The sequence below is a fragment of the Mycobacterium sp. 1165178.9 genome (assembly GCF_001673555.1).
GTDB lineage: Bacteria > Actinomycetota > Actinomycetes > Mycobacteriales > Mycobacteriaceae > Mycobacterium.
This window is the reverse complement of sequence record NZ_LZMB01000015.1, coordinates 17,846-32,136: the sequence shown is the minus strand read 5'-3', so window position 1 is coordinate 32,136 and position 14,291 is coordinate 17,846. Positions and strand designations below refer to the sequence as shown.

The 14,291-nt window shown below is 64.1% G+C and carries 12 protein-coding genes and 1 pseudogene; 5 read left to right on the top strand and 8 right to left on the bottom strand.

All coding sequences use genetic code 11. From position 1 onward, the window contains the following. Both A5652_RS01035 and A5652_RS01030 read left to right on the top strand, forming a co-directional pair. Positions 1-1,512, top strand: a 1,512-nt coding sequence (locus A5652_RS01035; protein ID WP_067345696.1) for a multicopper oxidase family protein, incomplete at its 5' end; no start/stop codon positions are given. Positions 1,513-1,729: 217 nt separating this feature from the next. After that, positions 1,730-2,548, top strand: a complete 819-nt coding sequence (locus tag A5652_RS01030) for a DUF1206 domain-containing protein (protein WP_067345695.1) — start codon at positions 1,730-1,732, stop codon at positions 2,546-2,548. A 53-nt stretch (positions 2,549-2,601) separates the two neighbouring features. On the opposite strand, the gene A5652_RS01025 is transcribed toward A5652_RS01030, so the two are convergent. Then, positions 2,602-5,139 (bottom strand): excinuclease ABC subunit UvrA, encoded by a 2,538-nt coding sequence (locus tag A5652_RS01025; RefSeq protein ID WP_067345687.1) that lies wholly within the window; start codon positions 5,137-5,139, stop codon positions 2,602-2,604. Positions 5,140-5,214: 75 nt separating this feature from the next. Further along, complete coding sequence (locus tag A5652_RS01020; protein ID WP_067345677.1) at positions 5,215-6,180, bottom strand: sterol desaturase family protein; 966 nt, start codon at positions 6,178-6,180, stop codon at positions 5,215-5,217. Between the two features lie 277 nt (positions 6,181-6,457). On the opposite strand from A5652_RS01020, the gene A5652_RS01015 reads away from it, so the two are divergent. Further along, positions 6,458-7,219: a phthiotriol/phenolphthiotriol dimycocerosates methyltransferase gene (locus A5652_RS01015; RefSeq protein WP_232001055.1), complete on the top strand. Its 762-nt coding sequence runs from the start codon at positions 6,458-6,460 to the stop codon at positions 7,217-7,219. Here the strand turns inward: A5652_RS01015 and A5652_RS01010 are convergent, their stop codons facing one another. After that, positions 7,220-8,350: a BTAD domain-containing putative transcriptional regulator gene (locus A5652_RS01010; protein ID WP_067345673.1), complete on the bottom strand. Its 1,131-nt coding sequence runs from the start codon at positions 8,348-8,350 to the stop codon at positions 7,220-7,222. A 27-nt stretch (positions 8,351-8,377) separates the two neighbouring features. Further along, positions 8,378-9,790: a serine/threonine-protein kinase gene (locus tag A5652_RS01005; protein WP_369805706.1), complete on the bottom strand. Its 1,413-nt coding sequence runs from the start codon at positions 9,788-9,790 to the stop codon at positions 8,378-8,380. 230 nt (positions 9,791-10,020) lie between these two features. On the opposite strand from A5652_RS01005, the gene A5652_RS01000 reads away from it, so the two are divergent. Then, the gene (locus A5652_RS01000) at positions 10,021-11,271 is read left to right on the top strand and encodes a hypothetical protein (protein ID WP_232001053.1); all 1,251 of its coding nucleotides are present in this window, start codon (positions 10,021-10,023) and stop codon (positions 11,269-11,271) included. 178 nt (positions 11,272-11,449) lie between these two features. Next, the gene (locus tag A5652_RS00995) at positions 11,450-12,175 is read left to right on the top strand and encodes an NHL repeat-containing protein (RefSeq protein WP_197513686.1); all 726 of its coding nucleotides are present in this window, start codon (positions 11,450-11,452) and stop codon (positions 12,173-12,175) included. Positions 12,176-12,360: 185 nt separating this feature from the next. On the opposite strand, the gene A5652_RS00990 is transcribed toward A5652_RS00995, so the two are convergent. From A5652_RS00990 to A5652_RS00980, 4 genes and pseudogenes are all read right to left on the bottom strand, one after another. Then, entirely contained in the window at positions 12,361-12,585 is a 225-nt protein-coding gene (locus A5652_RS00990; RefSeq protein WP_156745081.1) for a hypothetical protein, read from the bottom strand. Positions 12,586-12,702: 117 nt separating this feature from the next. Continuing rightward, the gene (locus A5652_RS28270; RefSeq protein WP_232001052.1) at positions 12,703-13,050 is read right to left on the bottom strand and encodes an alpha/beta fold hydrolase; all 348 of its coding nucleotides are present in this window, start codon (positions 13,048-13,050) and stop codon (positions 12,703-12,705) included. Between the two features lie 53 nt (positions 13,051-13,103). Further along, positions 13,104-13,448 (bottom strand): alpha/beta fold hydrolase, encoded by a 345-nt coding sequence (locus tag A5652_RS28265; RefSeq protein ID WP_232001054.1) that lies wholly within the window; start codon positions 13,446-13,448, stop codon positions 13,104-13,106. Between the two features lie 275 nt (positions 13,449-13,723). Further along, positions 13,724-14,272, bottom strand: a pseudogene (locus A5652_RS00980) (type 1 glutamine amidotransferase domain-containing protein); the annotation flags it as partial. Between the last annotated feature and the right edge of the window lie 19 nt (positions 14,273-14,291).

The following is a 14,291-nucleotide window of genomic DNA, read 5'->3' as shown; positions in this document are numbered from 1 at the left end:
CTCACCGCAGGTGTCGGAATCGTCGCTGCCGAATGGCCGGTGGCCCGGACGGTGTTGGGGTCCCCTGAGCCGGGCAGGGTACTGCCCAGTCGAGTGCCGTTGCCACCGCGCTACCAGGCACAGCTGCCAATACCGAGACAGCTTGCCCCGGTTGCAAGCGATACGGCTACTGACTATTACGCCATCACCCAGCAGGTCGCCGAACTCGCAATACTGCCCGGCATGATCACAAGGGCTTGGACATACGGCGGAACATTTCCGGGCCCGACCATCATGTCACGCACCGGCCGGCGCACCGTGATTCGTCACCGCAACACCCTACCCGTGCCCGTTGCAGTGCACTTACATGGCGGCCATACCCCGCCCGACCATGACGGTTATCCGCTTGACCTCATCGATCCGCAAACGCCGGAAAGCATGAGTGCGCACACCCATATGGTTCATGGGATGTCGCGCAACTCCGTTGTCGGACAACGCGAATACATCTACCCGATGCAACAACGCGCGGCGACACTGTGGTACCACGACCATCGCATGAGCTATACCGGCCAATCCGTTTGGCGAGGACTCGCCGGCTTCCACATCGTCCGAGATGATGAAGAACAGAGTCTGCCGCTGCCGAATGGACCTCGTGATATCCCGCTGATGATCGCCGATCGGTCATTCGCCGCGGATGGCGCCTTCCAATATCCACTCACCGAAGCCGGTGACGTTGCGACTGAATACATGAACGGTGTGCTTGGCGACGTCATCTTGGTCAATGGTGCGCCATGGCCGGTGCTGCATGCCGATCCCGCGCGATACCGATTTCGAATACTCAACGCGTCCAACGCACGCCGTTACAGGCTCCAGCTCGATCCGCCACCTCCTGCGGGATCGTCATTCGTCCAGATCGGCAGCGACGGAGGTCTATTGGCCGGCCCGCTCAACCATCACGCCATCGACATCGCCCCGGCCGAACGCTTCGACGTCATCACCGACTTCTCAAGGTATCGGCCCGGCACCCAGATACAACTGGTCAATACGGTGGGCGCAGGGCCGAGCAGACAGATCATGCGGTTTGACGTGGTCGGCACCGACCGATCAGACGACTCAACAGTTCCGCAGCGGCTCAGCGAAAGCGTCGTCGCCTTAGAGCGCAGTCGCGCCAGGACGACCCGCACCTTTCTGTTCGGTCAGGGCCGCGGCGGCGTGTGGATGATCAACAACAAGCCATATCAGCCTGGTGTCCCCCAGGCGACCCCGCGCCTCGGCGACATCGAGGTCTGGCGCTTCATCACCGACATCCGTCACCCGATCCATGTCCACCTCAACCATTTTCAGGTATTGACGCGCAACAATAAGCCAGCGGGAAATTACGATCACGGATGGAAAGACACCGTTGACGTCGCGCCGTCCGAAGCGGTCGAGGTAATCGTCCGGTTCACCGATTATCACGGCAACTACCTCGTTCACTGCCATAACCTTGAGCATGAGGACATGGCCATGATGGCGGACTTCGTCACCATCTAACACTGCCCGCCACATTGAACGGTATAAATTCGAGGCGGCGCGGCGGAAGTCTTCACCGGTCCCGGCCGTACCGGCTGTGTCAGGGCCTGCGCGGCGCGCGTGGCGCACCAGCAAAATGGGTAGTCGCCACTGGGCCCATCATTTTGCATCCAAAGAGAAAGACACCCCGATGAGCGGCGCGGATAAAACCCGGAACAAGGCGGGGAACGCCAGCGAAATGGCAGGGGCGATCAGTCCCAGCGATGCCGTGCGACGCGCTACATCTGAGCGGGCCGCGCAGATCGCGGCCCGCGTCGGGTATCTCATCAGTGGGCTGATGCACCTATTGATCGCTTACCTCGTCGTCCGCATAGCCTTCGGAGGCAACGGTGATGCTGATCAGACGGGCGCGCTGAAAACTCTCGCCGATACCACCGGTGGTTTCGTCGCGCTGTGGGCAGTCGCGGTGGCGCTGGTTCCCCTGACGCTGTGGCGGCTTGCGGAGACCGTTGTCGGCCTCCACCCAGCGGAACGCCGGCGGGATCCCCAAGATTTTCGAATAGTGAACCGGCTCAAGGCTTTCGGCCTCGCCATTGTGTATGCAGCGGTCGCAATCACCGCGACGCAGTTCGCGCTGGGCGGGCGCAAATCTAGCGCCGCTCAAAACGCCGGGCTTAGCGCTCGGTTGATGCAGTCCACGCAGGGCAAACTGGCCCTCATTACGGTCGGGCTCGTCATCGTCGCAATCGGCAGCTACTTCGCCTTCAAAGGAGCATCGCGGAAGTTCTGCAACGATCTCACCGTGTCGCCCGGGCGGGCGATGACTGCTCTGGGTTTTTGTGGGTACGTCGCCGAAGGTGTGGTCTTGGCCGGGGCCGGCCTCTTGGTGGTCGTCGCCTCCGTTCGCGCTGACCCATCGAAGGCGACGGGTCTCGATGGCGCGGTGAAAACGTTGCGGGAAGCCCCATTCGGCACAGTGCTGATCCTTCTGGCAGGATGCGGGTTTGCCGCTTACGGCCTGTACAGCTTCGCCCTGAGCCGCTATGCGCGGATGTGACTCGGACTCAGCAAGAGCGTTGACAATTCGATCAACGGCCTTCTCACCGAAAATCACACAGCGCCAACTGCTGTCGCCAAATAGGGCGCCGTACGACTGTGTTTCGCGCGTGCCACCTTCTTCGGCGGCCCCGCCGCAACGACCCGACCGCCGTCGCTGCCGGCTCCCGGTCCCAGGTCGATCACCCAGTCCGCACCCGCGACCATCCGCATGTCGTGTTCGGCTACCACGACCGTATTGCCCGCGTCGACCAGGCGGTGCAGCTGACGATCAAGCAGATCCACATCGGCGGGGTGAAGCCCGGTGGTCGGCTCGTCGAGGACATAGAGAGTATGCCCCCGCCGGGGCCTCTGCAGCTCGGAGGCGAGCTTGATTCGCTGCGCCTCGCCACCCGACAGCTCGGTCGCGGGCTGTCCAAGACGGAGATACCCCAGCCCGACTTCCTGCAGGGTGGTCAGGCTCCGCGCTGCGTTGACGACGTCGGCAAAAAACTCCGACGCCTCATCGACGGTCATCGCCAGCACGTCGGCGATCGTGCGGTCGCGATAACGCACCTCGAGCGTCTCGTCGGAGTAACGCGCTCCGTGACACGCCGGACATGTCGCGTATGTGCCCGGCAGGAACAACAATTCGACTGAAACGAATCCCTCCCCCTGGCAGGTGGGACAGCGACCTTCGGCCACATTGAAGGAAAACCTGCCCGCTGTCCAACCCCGGCGGCGCGCCTTTGGGGTCGCAGCGAATTCGCGGCGGACGGCGTCGAACAAGCCAGTGTAGGTCGCCAGCGTCGACCGCGGCGTGCGTCCGATCGGGCGCTGGTCGACCGATACCAACCGGTTGATCTTGTCGGTCCCCTCTGCCGCCACCCCGACGCTCGCGTCGTGATCGAGATCGACGATCCCGCCGTCCGTTGCGTCGTCATCGGAGTCGGTCGGCTCGACAATCCGTCCCGTGCCGAGATGGCTTCTCACGACATCGCCGAGGACCTTGACGACGAGCGTCGACTTGCCTGAACCGGACACTCCGGTGACCGCGGTGTACACGCCAAGTGGCAGGTCCACATCAAGGTCTCTCAAATTGTGGAAGCAGATTCCGCGCAGCCGCAGCTGTCCCGACCTCGTGCGGGCCTGGCGAAACGGCGGCTTGGACCCGTCGAATAGGTACCTACGAGTGACCGACCCCTCGATATCGGCCAGACCCGGCACCGGCCCGCTGTACAGCACAGCCCCGCCAAGCTCCCCCGCCCCAGGTCCAACGTCGACAACCCAGTCGGCGCGGCGTACCACGTCCATGTCGTGCTCCACCACGAATAACGAATTGCCTGCGCGTCGAAGGCGATCGAGCACCTCGAGTAGTGGTTCGGCATCGGCGGGGTGCAGTCCAGCCGACGGCTCGTCGAGCACATAGAGCACGCCGAACAATCCGGCGCGCAGCTGAGTGGCCAGCCGCAACCGCTGCAGTTCGCCGGGTGACACCGTCGGAGTGCGGCGACTAAGAGTGAGATAGCCAAGGCCGAGATCGATGAGTACCTGCAGGCGTGCGACCAGGTCGGCGGCGATCATGGTCGCCACCTCGGTCAGCTCACCGGATTGTGTTGACTCGTAAGCGGCAACGGCATCGGTCCGAGAAGCCGTCGGGCGCAACGTGTCAGCAAGGTCGGACAGCGGCATCGCCGTGTATTCGGCGATGGTGCGTCCGGCGAACGTCACCCTGAGCGCCTCCGGCCGCAGCCCGGAACCGTCGCATACTGGGCACTCGACGCTGTCAACGAATTGCAGTACGCGACGACGCATCATCGGGCTGTGGGAGTTAGCCAATGTGTGGCGGACGTGGCGTTCGGCGCTGGAGAACGTGCCGTTGTAGTAATAGTCGGCCTGCACTGGGTGCTGGCTGGGATCGATTTCGACTGTTGGCTGCTCGTCGGTGAACAGAATCCAATCGCGTTGGCGCTTAGGGAGTTTGCGCCATGGCTTGTCGATGTCATATCCCAGCGTGACGAGGATGTCACGTAGGTTTTGGCCCTGCCATGCGCCGGGCCATGCGGCGACGGCACCTTCGCGGATGGTCAGCGACGGGTCCGGTACCAGTGTCTCTTCGGTCACCCGATGGATTCGTCCCAGCCCGTGGCATTCCGGGCAGGCCCCCACCGCCGTGTTCGGCGAGAACGCATCGGAGTCCAGTCGTTCCGTGGCGCCCCGTGGATAGGTCCCGGCGCGGGAGAACAGCATCCTCAGCAGGTTCGACAGGGTGGTGACGGTGCCGACCGTCGACCGCGACGTCGCTGAACCACGGCGCTGCTGCAGTGCGACTGCAGGCGGGAGCCCGGTGATGTCATCGACCTTTGGCGCGCCGGTCGGCAACAGCAGGCGACGGGCGTACGGAGCGACCGATTCGAAGTAGCGGCGCTGGGCCTCGGCATAGATGGTCCCGAAGGCCAACGAGGATTTGCCGGAGCCGGAGATTCCGGTGAACGCGACCAGCGCGTCACGCGGCGCTACGACGTCGACGCCCCGCAGATTGTGGACCCGCGTCCCGTAAACGCGCACACAAGGGTCGATGTCGTCCGTGCTTGGATCGGAAATTTTCGTCATATTGCTCAGCCGAGTACCCCTGCCGCAGCCCACGCAAGCGCGACACTTTGCAGCTGGACAGCGGGGATGAATCTGCTACGGCCGCGACAGCCGTAGCGGTGCCACCGAATGATCACGAAAATGCGTATAACGCAGAGGTTTTCGTATGCGTGCGGATGGCGCCGGGCGGTCCGTCGCTGCCTGCCAGCTCAGCCGCAGCGGCGCCACAAACTGCCCCACGATGTCCGCCGGTATCGGTGTGCTGGTACCTATATCGCATGGCGGCCGCCTTTGTTGGCGATAGTGCGTGCGAAACAGCACGTCCCAAACCATGGTGATTTCGCCGTAGTTGTTGTTGCTCTCGGTGATTAGGCGCGAGTGATGCCAGCGGTGAACTCCCGGGGTGCAAAACAACCAGTCGAGGGTGCCGCAGCGCAGGTTGACGTTGCAGTGCGACAACATGCCGACGAAAGTGGTGAACGAGAACAGCCACACCACCATGTCCTCGGGAGCCCCGAGCAGGTACAACGGCACCATCGAGAACACCATCATCAGCGCCGAGTCGACGGGATGAATGCGCCCGGTGTTGAGATACCACAGGCGCGGCACGTTGTGGTGGACGGCATGATACGGCCACAGCCAGGACACATTGTGAAATGAGCGGTGGCCCCAATACGCGCCGAAGTCGCCGACCAGCACCACCAGTGCGATCTGCGCCGCGGCGGGCCAGTCATGCGGCCACAACGAGCCTCCGACGTGGCGGGCGAGCCACTGCGCCACGCCGACGGTGCAGGCCAACACGAGGCTGTCCGCTAGCGTGCCAGGCAAGCTGGTGCCGATAAGGGTGAAGACCACGTCGTGGGTGATTTGGCCGTCCGAACGGACCCATTCGCGCTCGAACGGCAGCACACGCTCGAGGGCGCCCAACGCCAGCATGAGGTTGAAGTAGACGCCGGCGAGGATGATGGAACCGTTGATGCCATGACGTAGTCCCGCGGCGGTGATCGCACAGCTCGCAGCAACGAGCAACGGCCATAGGATCCAGGATGCGGCGAAGCGCATGCGCGGAGTTTACGGGTTTGCTGCTATCTTCCACGCCGTTTTTCTCAACGATGTCACAAGCAATGACGGAGCCGGTCGGGATTCGCGCGGCCATTACGGCGAAGCGCTCCGTACCGTCCTCTTGTGCCCCGCGTCGGATCGCGTGGCGGTCGCGCCAACTCCGGCTGAAACGTGCTTGGCTGACTTGCCAATTTGCCGCGGCGCATAGTGGCATACTTTGCCCGTGCGCCTCAAGGAACGCCCAGGATTAGCCCGGTCCCGGAACTCCTTTGGCTTCTTGGCGAACTACTGGTTTCGCTGGCTCAGCCGCTTCAGCAACGATGATCTGGTCTTCATAGGATCAGGTTACGAGGAAGACCCCCCGATGGGCCTGCCGTTGGAGGCGTCCGACGAGCCCAACCGGTTTTCCATTCAGCTCTATCACCGCGTGGCGACCCAAGTCGATCTCACCGGCCAACGCGTGCTCGAAGTCAGCTGCGGACACGGCGGCGGGGCCTCCTACCTCACGCGCACCCTCGCCCCCGCCTCTTACACAGGGCTCGACTTGAACCCGGTTGGCGTCGACTTCTGCCGCAGAAACCACGACCTGCCCGGCCTTAATTTTGTCCAAGGCGACGCCCAGGACCTACCGTTCCCCGATCAATCCTTCGACGCCGTCGTAAATATCGAAGCCGGGTTTTGCTACCCATCGTTGCCGCGATTCCTCGCCGAAGTGGCACGCGTGCTACGCCCGGGAGGGCATTTTCTTTACGCCGATATCCGCCGTAGCGACCGTATCGCCCAATGGGAGAAGGAACTCGGCGACTGCCCCATGCGGCTCCGTTCGGAAAGGGTCATCAATGACCAGGTTGCGCTTGGACTGGAGAAGAGTTTGCCGCGCTTCAAGGAGCTGAATGGCTACAGTCCGGCCTTCCTCGTCGACGCGGTATGGGCGAAGGCTTGTCGCAAGGGATTGCAGAACGGCGATTTGGCTTACCGAATGTACTACTTCGACGCTCAACCAGGCTGCACGGCCGAGGGGACACCTCGGCATAGTTGACTACCGCGCAATTTCGAAGATGAATTCGTGGCCGCAGATGCGAATGCGGTCGCCATCGGCCAGCGTCGCGCTCGCGCGAATGCACTGCTCCCCCACGTCGACGCCGTTGGCTGACCGAAGATCGGTGATGACAAAATTGTTTCCGGTGTCAACGATCACCGCGTGATAGCGACTGACGGTGTCGTCGTCGAGAACGATGTCATTCTCGGCGAGGCGGCCGATCCTGGTGACTGTTCCTCGCAGCGGATAACGTCTTCCGTCGCTATCGCGCAGGTGTGCGACGACGGACTCGTGCGTAAGTTCGGCGGATCGCCGACGAGTCACCGCTGCGCGTTTGGCCGTTGCGCGCGCAGCCTGTTGGACGTCCAGTGGTTCTTGGCGAAGGATCCGCTGATGAAGGCGCCGCAATGTGGGGCCGGGATCAATGCCCAAATCGTCTGCGAGCGCGGTCTTGAGCCGCGCGTAGGTGTCGAGCGCGTCGTATTGGCGTTCCGTCAGGTAGTAGGCGGTGATCAGTTGCGCCCAGAGCGGTTCTCGGTATGGATGCTCGGCCGTCATGGCTTCGAGCTCACCGATAATCGAACGGCTTCGGCCGCAAGCCATTTCGGCTTCCGCTCGTGCGGTGAGCGCCACCAGCTTGTCCTCTGTCAGAGCAGCGTCGAAGGCGTCCACGAATGGGAAGTCACGTAAATCCTCGAGCACCGGTCCGCGCCACTCGGCCAGCGCGGCCGACAAGTGACCGCTGGCCTGTTCGAAACGGCCGGCGGCCGCCGCCTCAATTCCTACCTTGCTTTCGATCGTGAAACGACCTAGGTCGCAATCCTGTTCGGGCACGGTCAGCCGATACCCGGGCTGGATGCTGGCCAGGATCGCGGCGGGATCGGCACCCGCACTGCTGATCAATCGGCGGATCCTGGAGACATGCGCATGCAGGCTCGCTCGAGCCTCGGGCGGCGGGCCTTGTTGCCACGCGGCATCGATCAACGAATCAACCGCAACGGTGCGGTTGCGGTTGATCAGCAGCAAAGCCAACACAGCTCGCTGTTTCGCCGCGCCCAACGGTAGGTCGGTACCGTCGGCACTCATTTGCAACGGTCCCAAGAGCCCAAACAGCAACGCGCCATGGGTCATAGCGATCGCAATCCGTTCGACTTTCCCTCACCACAGGTACACACGCGCGCTGCTTCCACCGACACAGGTGATCCAGCTGTCCCCCGGTTGCTGCTGGCAGTGCATGAGAAAGTTGGAGCCGTTGCACAGCGCACCGGGCACGGTCTTGCAGTCGACGGCGCCCGGTGCCGAGACGGCCCGAGGTAACGGGCTGGCATTGCCGTATTCCGCCCAGTAGGTGGCCAAGACGCTGTTGGCGAAAAGGCATGAGGTTTCGGGGGTCCCGCGGCCCGCGTGGGTGCCGAAACCCGTGGCGTTCGGCAAGGAAAAGCCCTGATCGCAGGACTGGTGCAGGCTGCTCAGGTCGGGCCCGGTCACCAGCGGAGGCAGCGAAGCACGCGCGGGGGTCTCCTGCTGCGCGCTCGGCCGGTCGGCAAAGAGGCCGATGTCCAAACCGATGCCCGCCAGAACTAGAGCCGCCGTTATGGCGATCACGCTTGGCAGCACCCATCGGCGCCTACCTTGGTCGCGAGGCTCCGCGGCAGCGCGGCCCGGTCGGACCCCCGCGGAGAGCGGTCGAGTCCCGTCGACGTGTGTCCATGCGTCATCTGCTGAAGCTATGGGGTCGGTGCTTTCGCCTCCGCTGCCCAAAGCGCGTTGGGCCGCACGGGCCAGGGCGCCCGCCGATCCGTACCGGTCGTCGGGATGTTTGGCCATGCCGCGGGCGACGACGTCGTCGAGCGCAATGGGAACCCGCGGATTCGCCGCGCTGGGTCGCGGTGGTGGCAAAGCCAGATGGGCCGCCACCACATGCTCGAGGCTGTCACCGGCAAACGGGGCGTCTGCGGTGAGCGACTCGTACAACACGCACGCCAGCGAGTAGACGTCGACCGCGGGTGTGGCCACTTCGTTGCGAAATCGTTCGGGCGCCATGTAATTCAACGTGCCGATCTGAGTTCCCACCGTCGTCAGCCGAGGATCGCCTCGGCCCTCGGCTATGCCGAAGTCGACGAGATACACAAAGTCGGCGGCGGTGACGATGATGTTCTGCGGCTTGATGTCTCGATGGATCAATCCCTCGCCGTGTGCGGCATCCAGCGCTGCGGCGACCTGACTGGTGATGGCCACGGCGCGTGCGGGCGTCAGCGGACCGTTCGCGATCAATTCCAGAAGCGTCTGCCCCTGCACCAGTCGCATTTCGATGTACAGATTGCCGTCGATCTCGCCCCAGTCGTGGATCGGAATGACATGTGGTTCCTGCAGAATCGCCGCCGCCTGTGACTCTCGTTGAAATCGGGTGCGAAACGTTGGATTGGTTGAAAGCTCGTCGGCCAGGATCTTCACTGCGACAGTTCGCTGTTTGCCCGTGTCAAAGGCCTCGTAGACCGCCCCGCCCCCGCCCTTGCCGAGCAGGCGCGTGAGGTTGTATTTGCCGAACGTCATACCGACGCGCGAGTCCACCACCATCCCCTTGATTGCTTCGGGTACCGACGCAGTATCTCGCTCACGGTCCGCCCACGCACCCATTTGCTGAGGAAGTCGTCGACTCCGGGTCGGCCGGCCGGCCAAGCCCGACGCAAGAAACACACAAGGCATGCGGCGCAGCCTCTACGTGACCGGGCAACGCAGCCCCAACACAAAGCCGGCCAGGCCGGAGCCCAGTACGGCCACGATTTTCAAAGGACACGAAAATGCTCGACACAACGCATCACGCAGACCATGGAGACGGCGACCTTCGTAACGCCAGTCCGCGCACCGGGTTCCGGCGACGGATGGCGACGGCGACGCTCCCGCTGGCGGTCGCCACGCTCGCAATAGCAACCGCCCCTGCGCCGACCGCACGCACCGAGCCCGATAGCCCGCCGGCGATGGCGGCGCACGGCGTCGAGGCTCCGCTCGAGACCGTTCCCTGGTCGCAAGTGGGTCCGGGTTGGATGCTCGCGATGTGGAGCCCGGTTCCGGGCTTGCATCCCGGTGAATCGCCGCCCCCCGGTTCACCAACCTGGGAGACGGCCACCACGACGCTCTACCTCGTCGATCCTGCGGGTGGCCGCTACCCGATCACCACCTTCCCGCCGCCGGGCCAGGGTTCGCGTCCGAGATTGGTCGACTGGTCGGGCGACGGGACGCGTGCCCTGTTCCTCAGCGAGGAGAAGGGCCACAACGCCGTCACCGAGGTCGACCTGCGCAGCGGCGAGAAAACAACGTTCGCCATCGACGGCAGCCACGCGTCGCCTCGCTACACACGCCCGGACGGCAAGGCAATCCTGCTGGACAGGTCGGATGTGTCGGGGCCGGCATCGCTCGAACGCGTCGACCTCGCGGGAAACCACCAGCTGACGTACCCGCTGGGCCAAGACGTCGAGGGGTACCTCTCGACACCGGACGGTACCCAGCTGGTGCTGGGCACACACTCCGGCCTGACTTTGATGGGCAACGACGGGGTCGCCGGCAACACCCTGCCGGTAGCGGGGCAGAAGGACTGCAGGCCTGTGCGCTGGTGGGACAGCGGGGTTGCCCTCGCCCGTTGCGGTACCTCCACCGGGTCGCAGCTGTGGTTGGTGCCTATCGACGGCGGGACACCGACGGCTCTGACCGCGCCCAACGACGGGCACGGGCCCGACTATGGCGACCTGAACGCGTGGCGGCTCCCGGCGGGCACCTTCCTGCAGGCCACGGGCGCGTGCGGCGTCGTGTTCGTCGCCAAGCTCAACGACGACGGCACAACGTCCCAGGTCTCGGTGCCCGGCGTCAAGGGCCGCAGCGTCGTGGTGGTCGGCGTCAACGGAGGCGACCTCGATCTCCAAGCGAGGGCCGGGTGTGGAGGCGGCCAGTCACTGATCGACTACAACCCCTCGGCCGGGACCTCGACGGTGCTGCTCGGCCAGACCGTCAACGGCGGTGGCGTCGTCAGCGCCGTGCCCTACCCGGGCCAGCGATAGGAAGTTTGAAATGAGAAGGCCGGCTCGCCTTGTCGCCCTAACCGCAGCGATCGGGGTTGCCGCGGCGGGATGTGCCACCGCCGGCTCCGGCGCGCCGACCGCCTCGACGTCTACACGTACTACGCAACCGTCACACCCCAGAACCTTCGCACCCCAGATTGTTCTGCCGTTCGGAGAGTTGATCAATCACCTTGCCGGGGTAACGGTGGACGCCGCGGACAACGTGTATGTGCTCGACTTGTATTACGGCCAGGTGTGGAAGATGGCGGACGGCACGACCACGCCAAAGCGCTTGCCATACAACGGCCTTGGCCGAGCGGTCGACGTGGCGGCCGATCCGGCGGGGAACCTCTATGTCACGGACGATGACAAGAACCGGGTGCTGAAGTTGACGCCGGGGACCATGAGTCCCACAGTGCTGCCGTTCACCGACCTCAACGTGATCGCCGGGGTCGCGGTTGACACCGCGGGCAACGTGTACGTCAGCGACTCGGGCGACAAGCGAGTGCTGCGCCTCGCACCAGGCTCAGCAACCCCGACAACGTTGCCGTTCAACGCTATTGACCCCGACGGCGTGACGGTGGACAGTAACGGCGACGTTTACGTCGTCGACTCGGGCGACAAGCGAGTGCAAGTGCTGGAGCCAGGCGCAACGACCCCGAGCATCCTGCCGTTCACCGGCCTCAAACGGCCCACCCAGGTGGCGGTGGACACCAGCGGCCAGGTCTATGTCGTCGACCTCGGCACGAACCGGGTGTTGGAGTTGGATCGGGGCGCGAGCGTTCCAATCGTGCTGCCATTCAACGACCTCGAGGACCCTTCCAGCGTGGCCGTCGACAGCAAGGGCAACGTTTACCTGAACGACGGTCTGCACTTTCGCATTCTCAAGCTGCCGGTCCAGTGATGACGGCGGCATCTCGAAATGGGCTGATCGCGATCGCGGCGGTGGCCGTGATCGTGAGTGCGACGGGGTGTACCCGTGACAGAGTTAGCCGCCGAGCCGGGCAGCTCCGCGGAAATCACCATGGCCACCACTCCGGCGACATGGTCCAGCGTGGGCTGACGCTGACCGCAGCGGCACCAACCCGGTTAGGGCTGCGCTAGGACGTCCAGACCTGGAATCCCCGCGTCCTGCCCCTCAACAATCGACTGGACCAAGGGATTGTCGGGTTGCATCCCGGATGGTTGGTCAGCCGCGGCCGGGTTGGGGTCTGGGGCGTCGGTTGGGTCCGCCGCCGCGCTGGGAAGCGCGATACCGGTCGCCAACACCAGAGTGCCAACACAGGCCGCGATAATGCTGATGAATTTCTTCATGGAAATCACCTCTTTACGATCCGCTGAACGCTACGCCCTATGGAGCGAAGACAACAGGGTCACGCGGGCGGTAGCTAGGTTGCTAGAGGCGACGCGCGCCAGGTGATACGTCGATGGCTATGCCTTTGTGGCGCAGGTGACGGCCATGATGGTGCTCGCGACCAACTCGGGATCGTCAATCGTCGGGGTGTGCGGGAGGCCGGGCAGGATGATGAAAGTCGCGCGGGGTAGGCGGTCGCGGGCGATGGCTTCGCACAGCTCGACTGGGAGAATTCTGTCTTTTTCGGTCCAGGCAATGGTGATTGGGCACGGCAGGGGGTCCATCGGTGCGACTTGTTCGTCGGCGTTGTTGAAGATGTCGCCAGTGATGGTGCATCCAAACGACGCTTCGTTGATTTCGATGATCCGCTGGTAGCTGAGTCGATCTCCGTGCAACGTCAAATCGGTCAACGAACGTCGGCGCATCCCCGGCGATTTCATCAGAAGTCGGTTGATGGGACCCAGCAAGCGACCTACCGCTATCTGCCGTCGCACCCTCTTCGCGACCTGAGCCCGCAGGGCGTCGGACCACAATCCGCCCGGCGAAAATACGCACACGGAGCGGCCCGGCCACGGCGCGCCAATTCGAGCGCCGTGAATCCACCCATCGAGTGGCCCGCTAAATGTGGGCGACCTAGTCCGTGTTCGTCGAGGTAGCGTTCGGATTCATCGACGACGTCCCAGATGGTGACGGGTCGCCGCTGCGCAACCGGCCCTCCACGATGACCGAGGGCCGACGGTGTGTATACGTCGTGGTGGGTGGACAGCAGCGGCGCAATGTCCCGCCATTGATCGCCAGACCAGGTTCCGCCATGCAGGAGCACAAGAGGCGACAGCTCCGAGGCCACCACCGAAGTTTGACACGGCGCCGGCCCGTCGAACAGGTACACCAGCCGCCGATCCACCGGCCAGTCATGCTCTTCTAGTTGCTGATGGAAACCCGTCTCCGTAACGGGGACGCCAGTGCCGCCGCGACCACGCTGGTCAGTGCCGCCGCCGAGGGCTTCGGTGACCAGCGCAGGGCGGACACCGCCCAACCGAGCGGCTTGTCGAGCTGCGGATCCGAGCCGTCATGGTTCGTAACCGTCTGCGATTGATCCGTCGACTCGGCGAAGATGTCGAGCGTCGCGGGTAAGAACGCCCTCATGTCCTGTGGGCCCCGACTCGTGACGAGGTTGCGATCACGCACGACCTCGCGGTCAAGCCAGGTGGCGCCGGCGTTCACCAGGTCGTCGCGGATGCCCGGCCACGAGGTCAAGGTGCGCCCGGTCAGCAATCCTGCCGACGCAAGCACCCACGGCCCGTGACACAACGTGGCGATTGGCTTGCCGGCGTGGTCGAACGCGCGGACAAAGTCGCGCGCTGCCGCCGACTGCCGCAGTAGGTCGGGATTGATGAAGCCGCCCGGCAGCAGTAGCCCGTCATAGGCGGCGGGGTCGGCCTCGGTGACGAGCTTGTCCACGCCGACACGGGTCGCCGGCATGTGCAGATTCACCCCGCGGATGCGGCCACGGCGCAGCGAGACCACGTCAACCTTCGCCCCGGCGAATTGCAACGCGCGCAATGGGATAACCAGTTCCACCTTCTCGAAACCGTCGGCTGCCAACGCCGCGATCTTGCGCCCCGAAAGGCGTCGTGCCTGTGACATAACTACTCTCCTGTCGCTT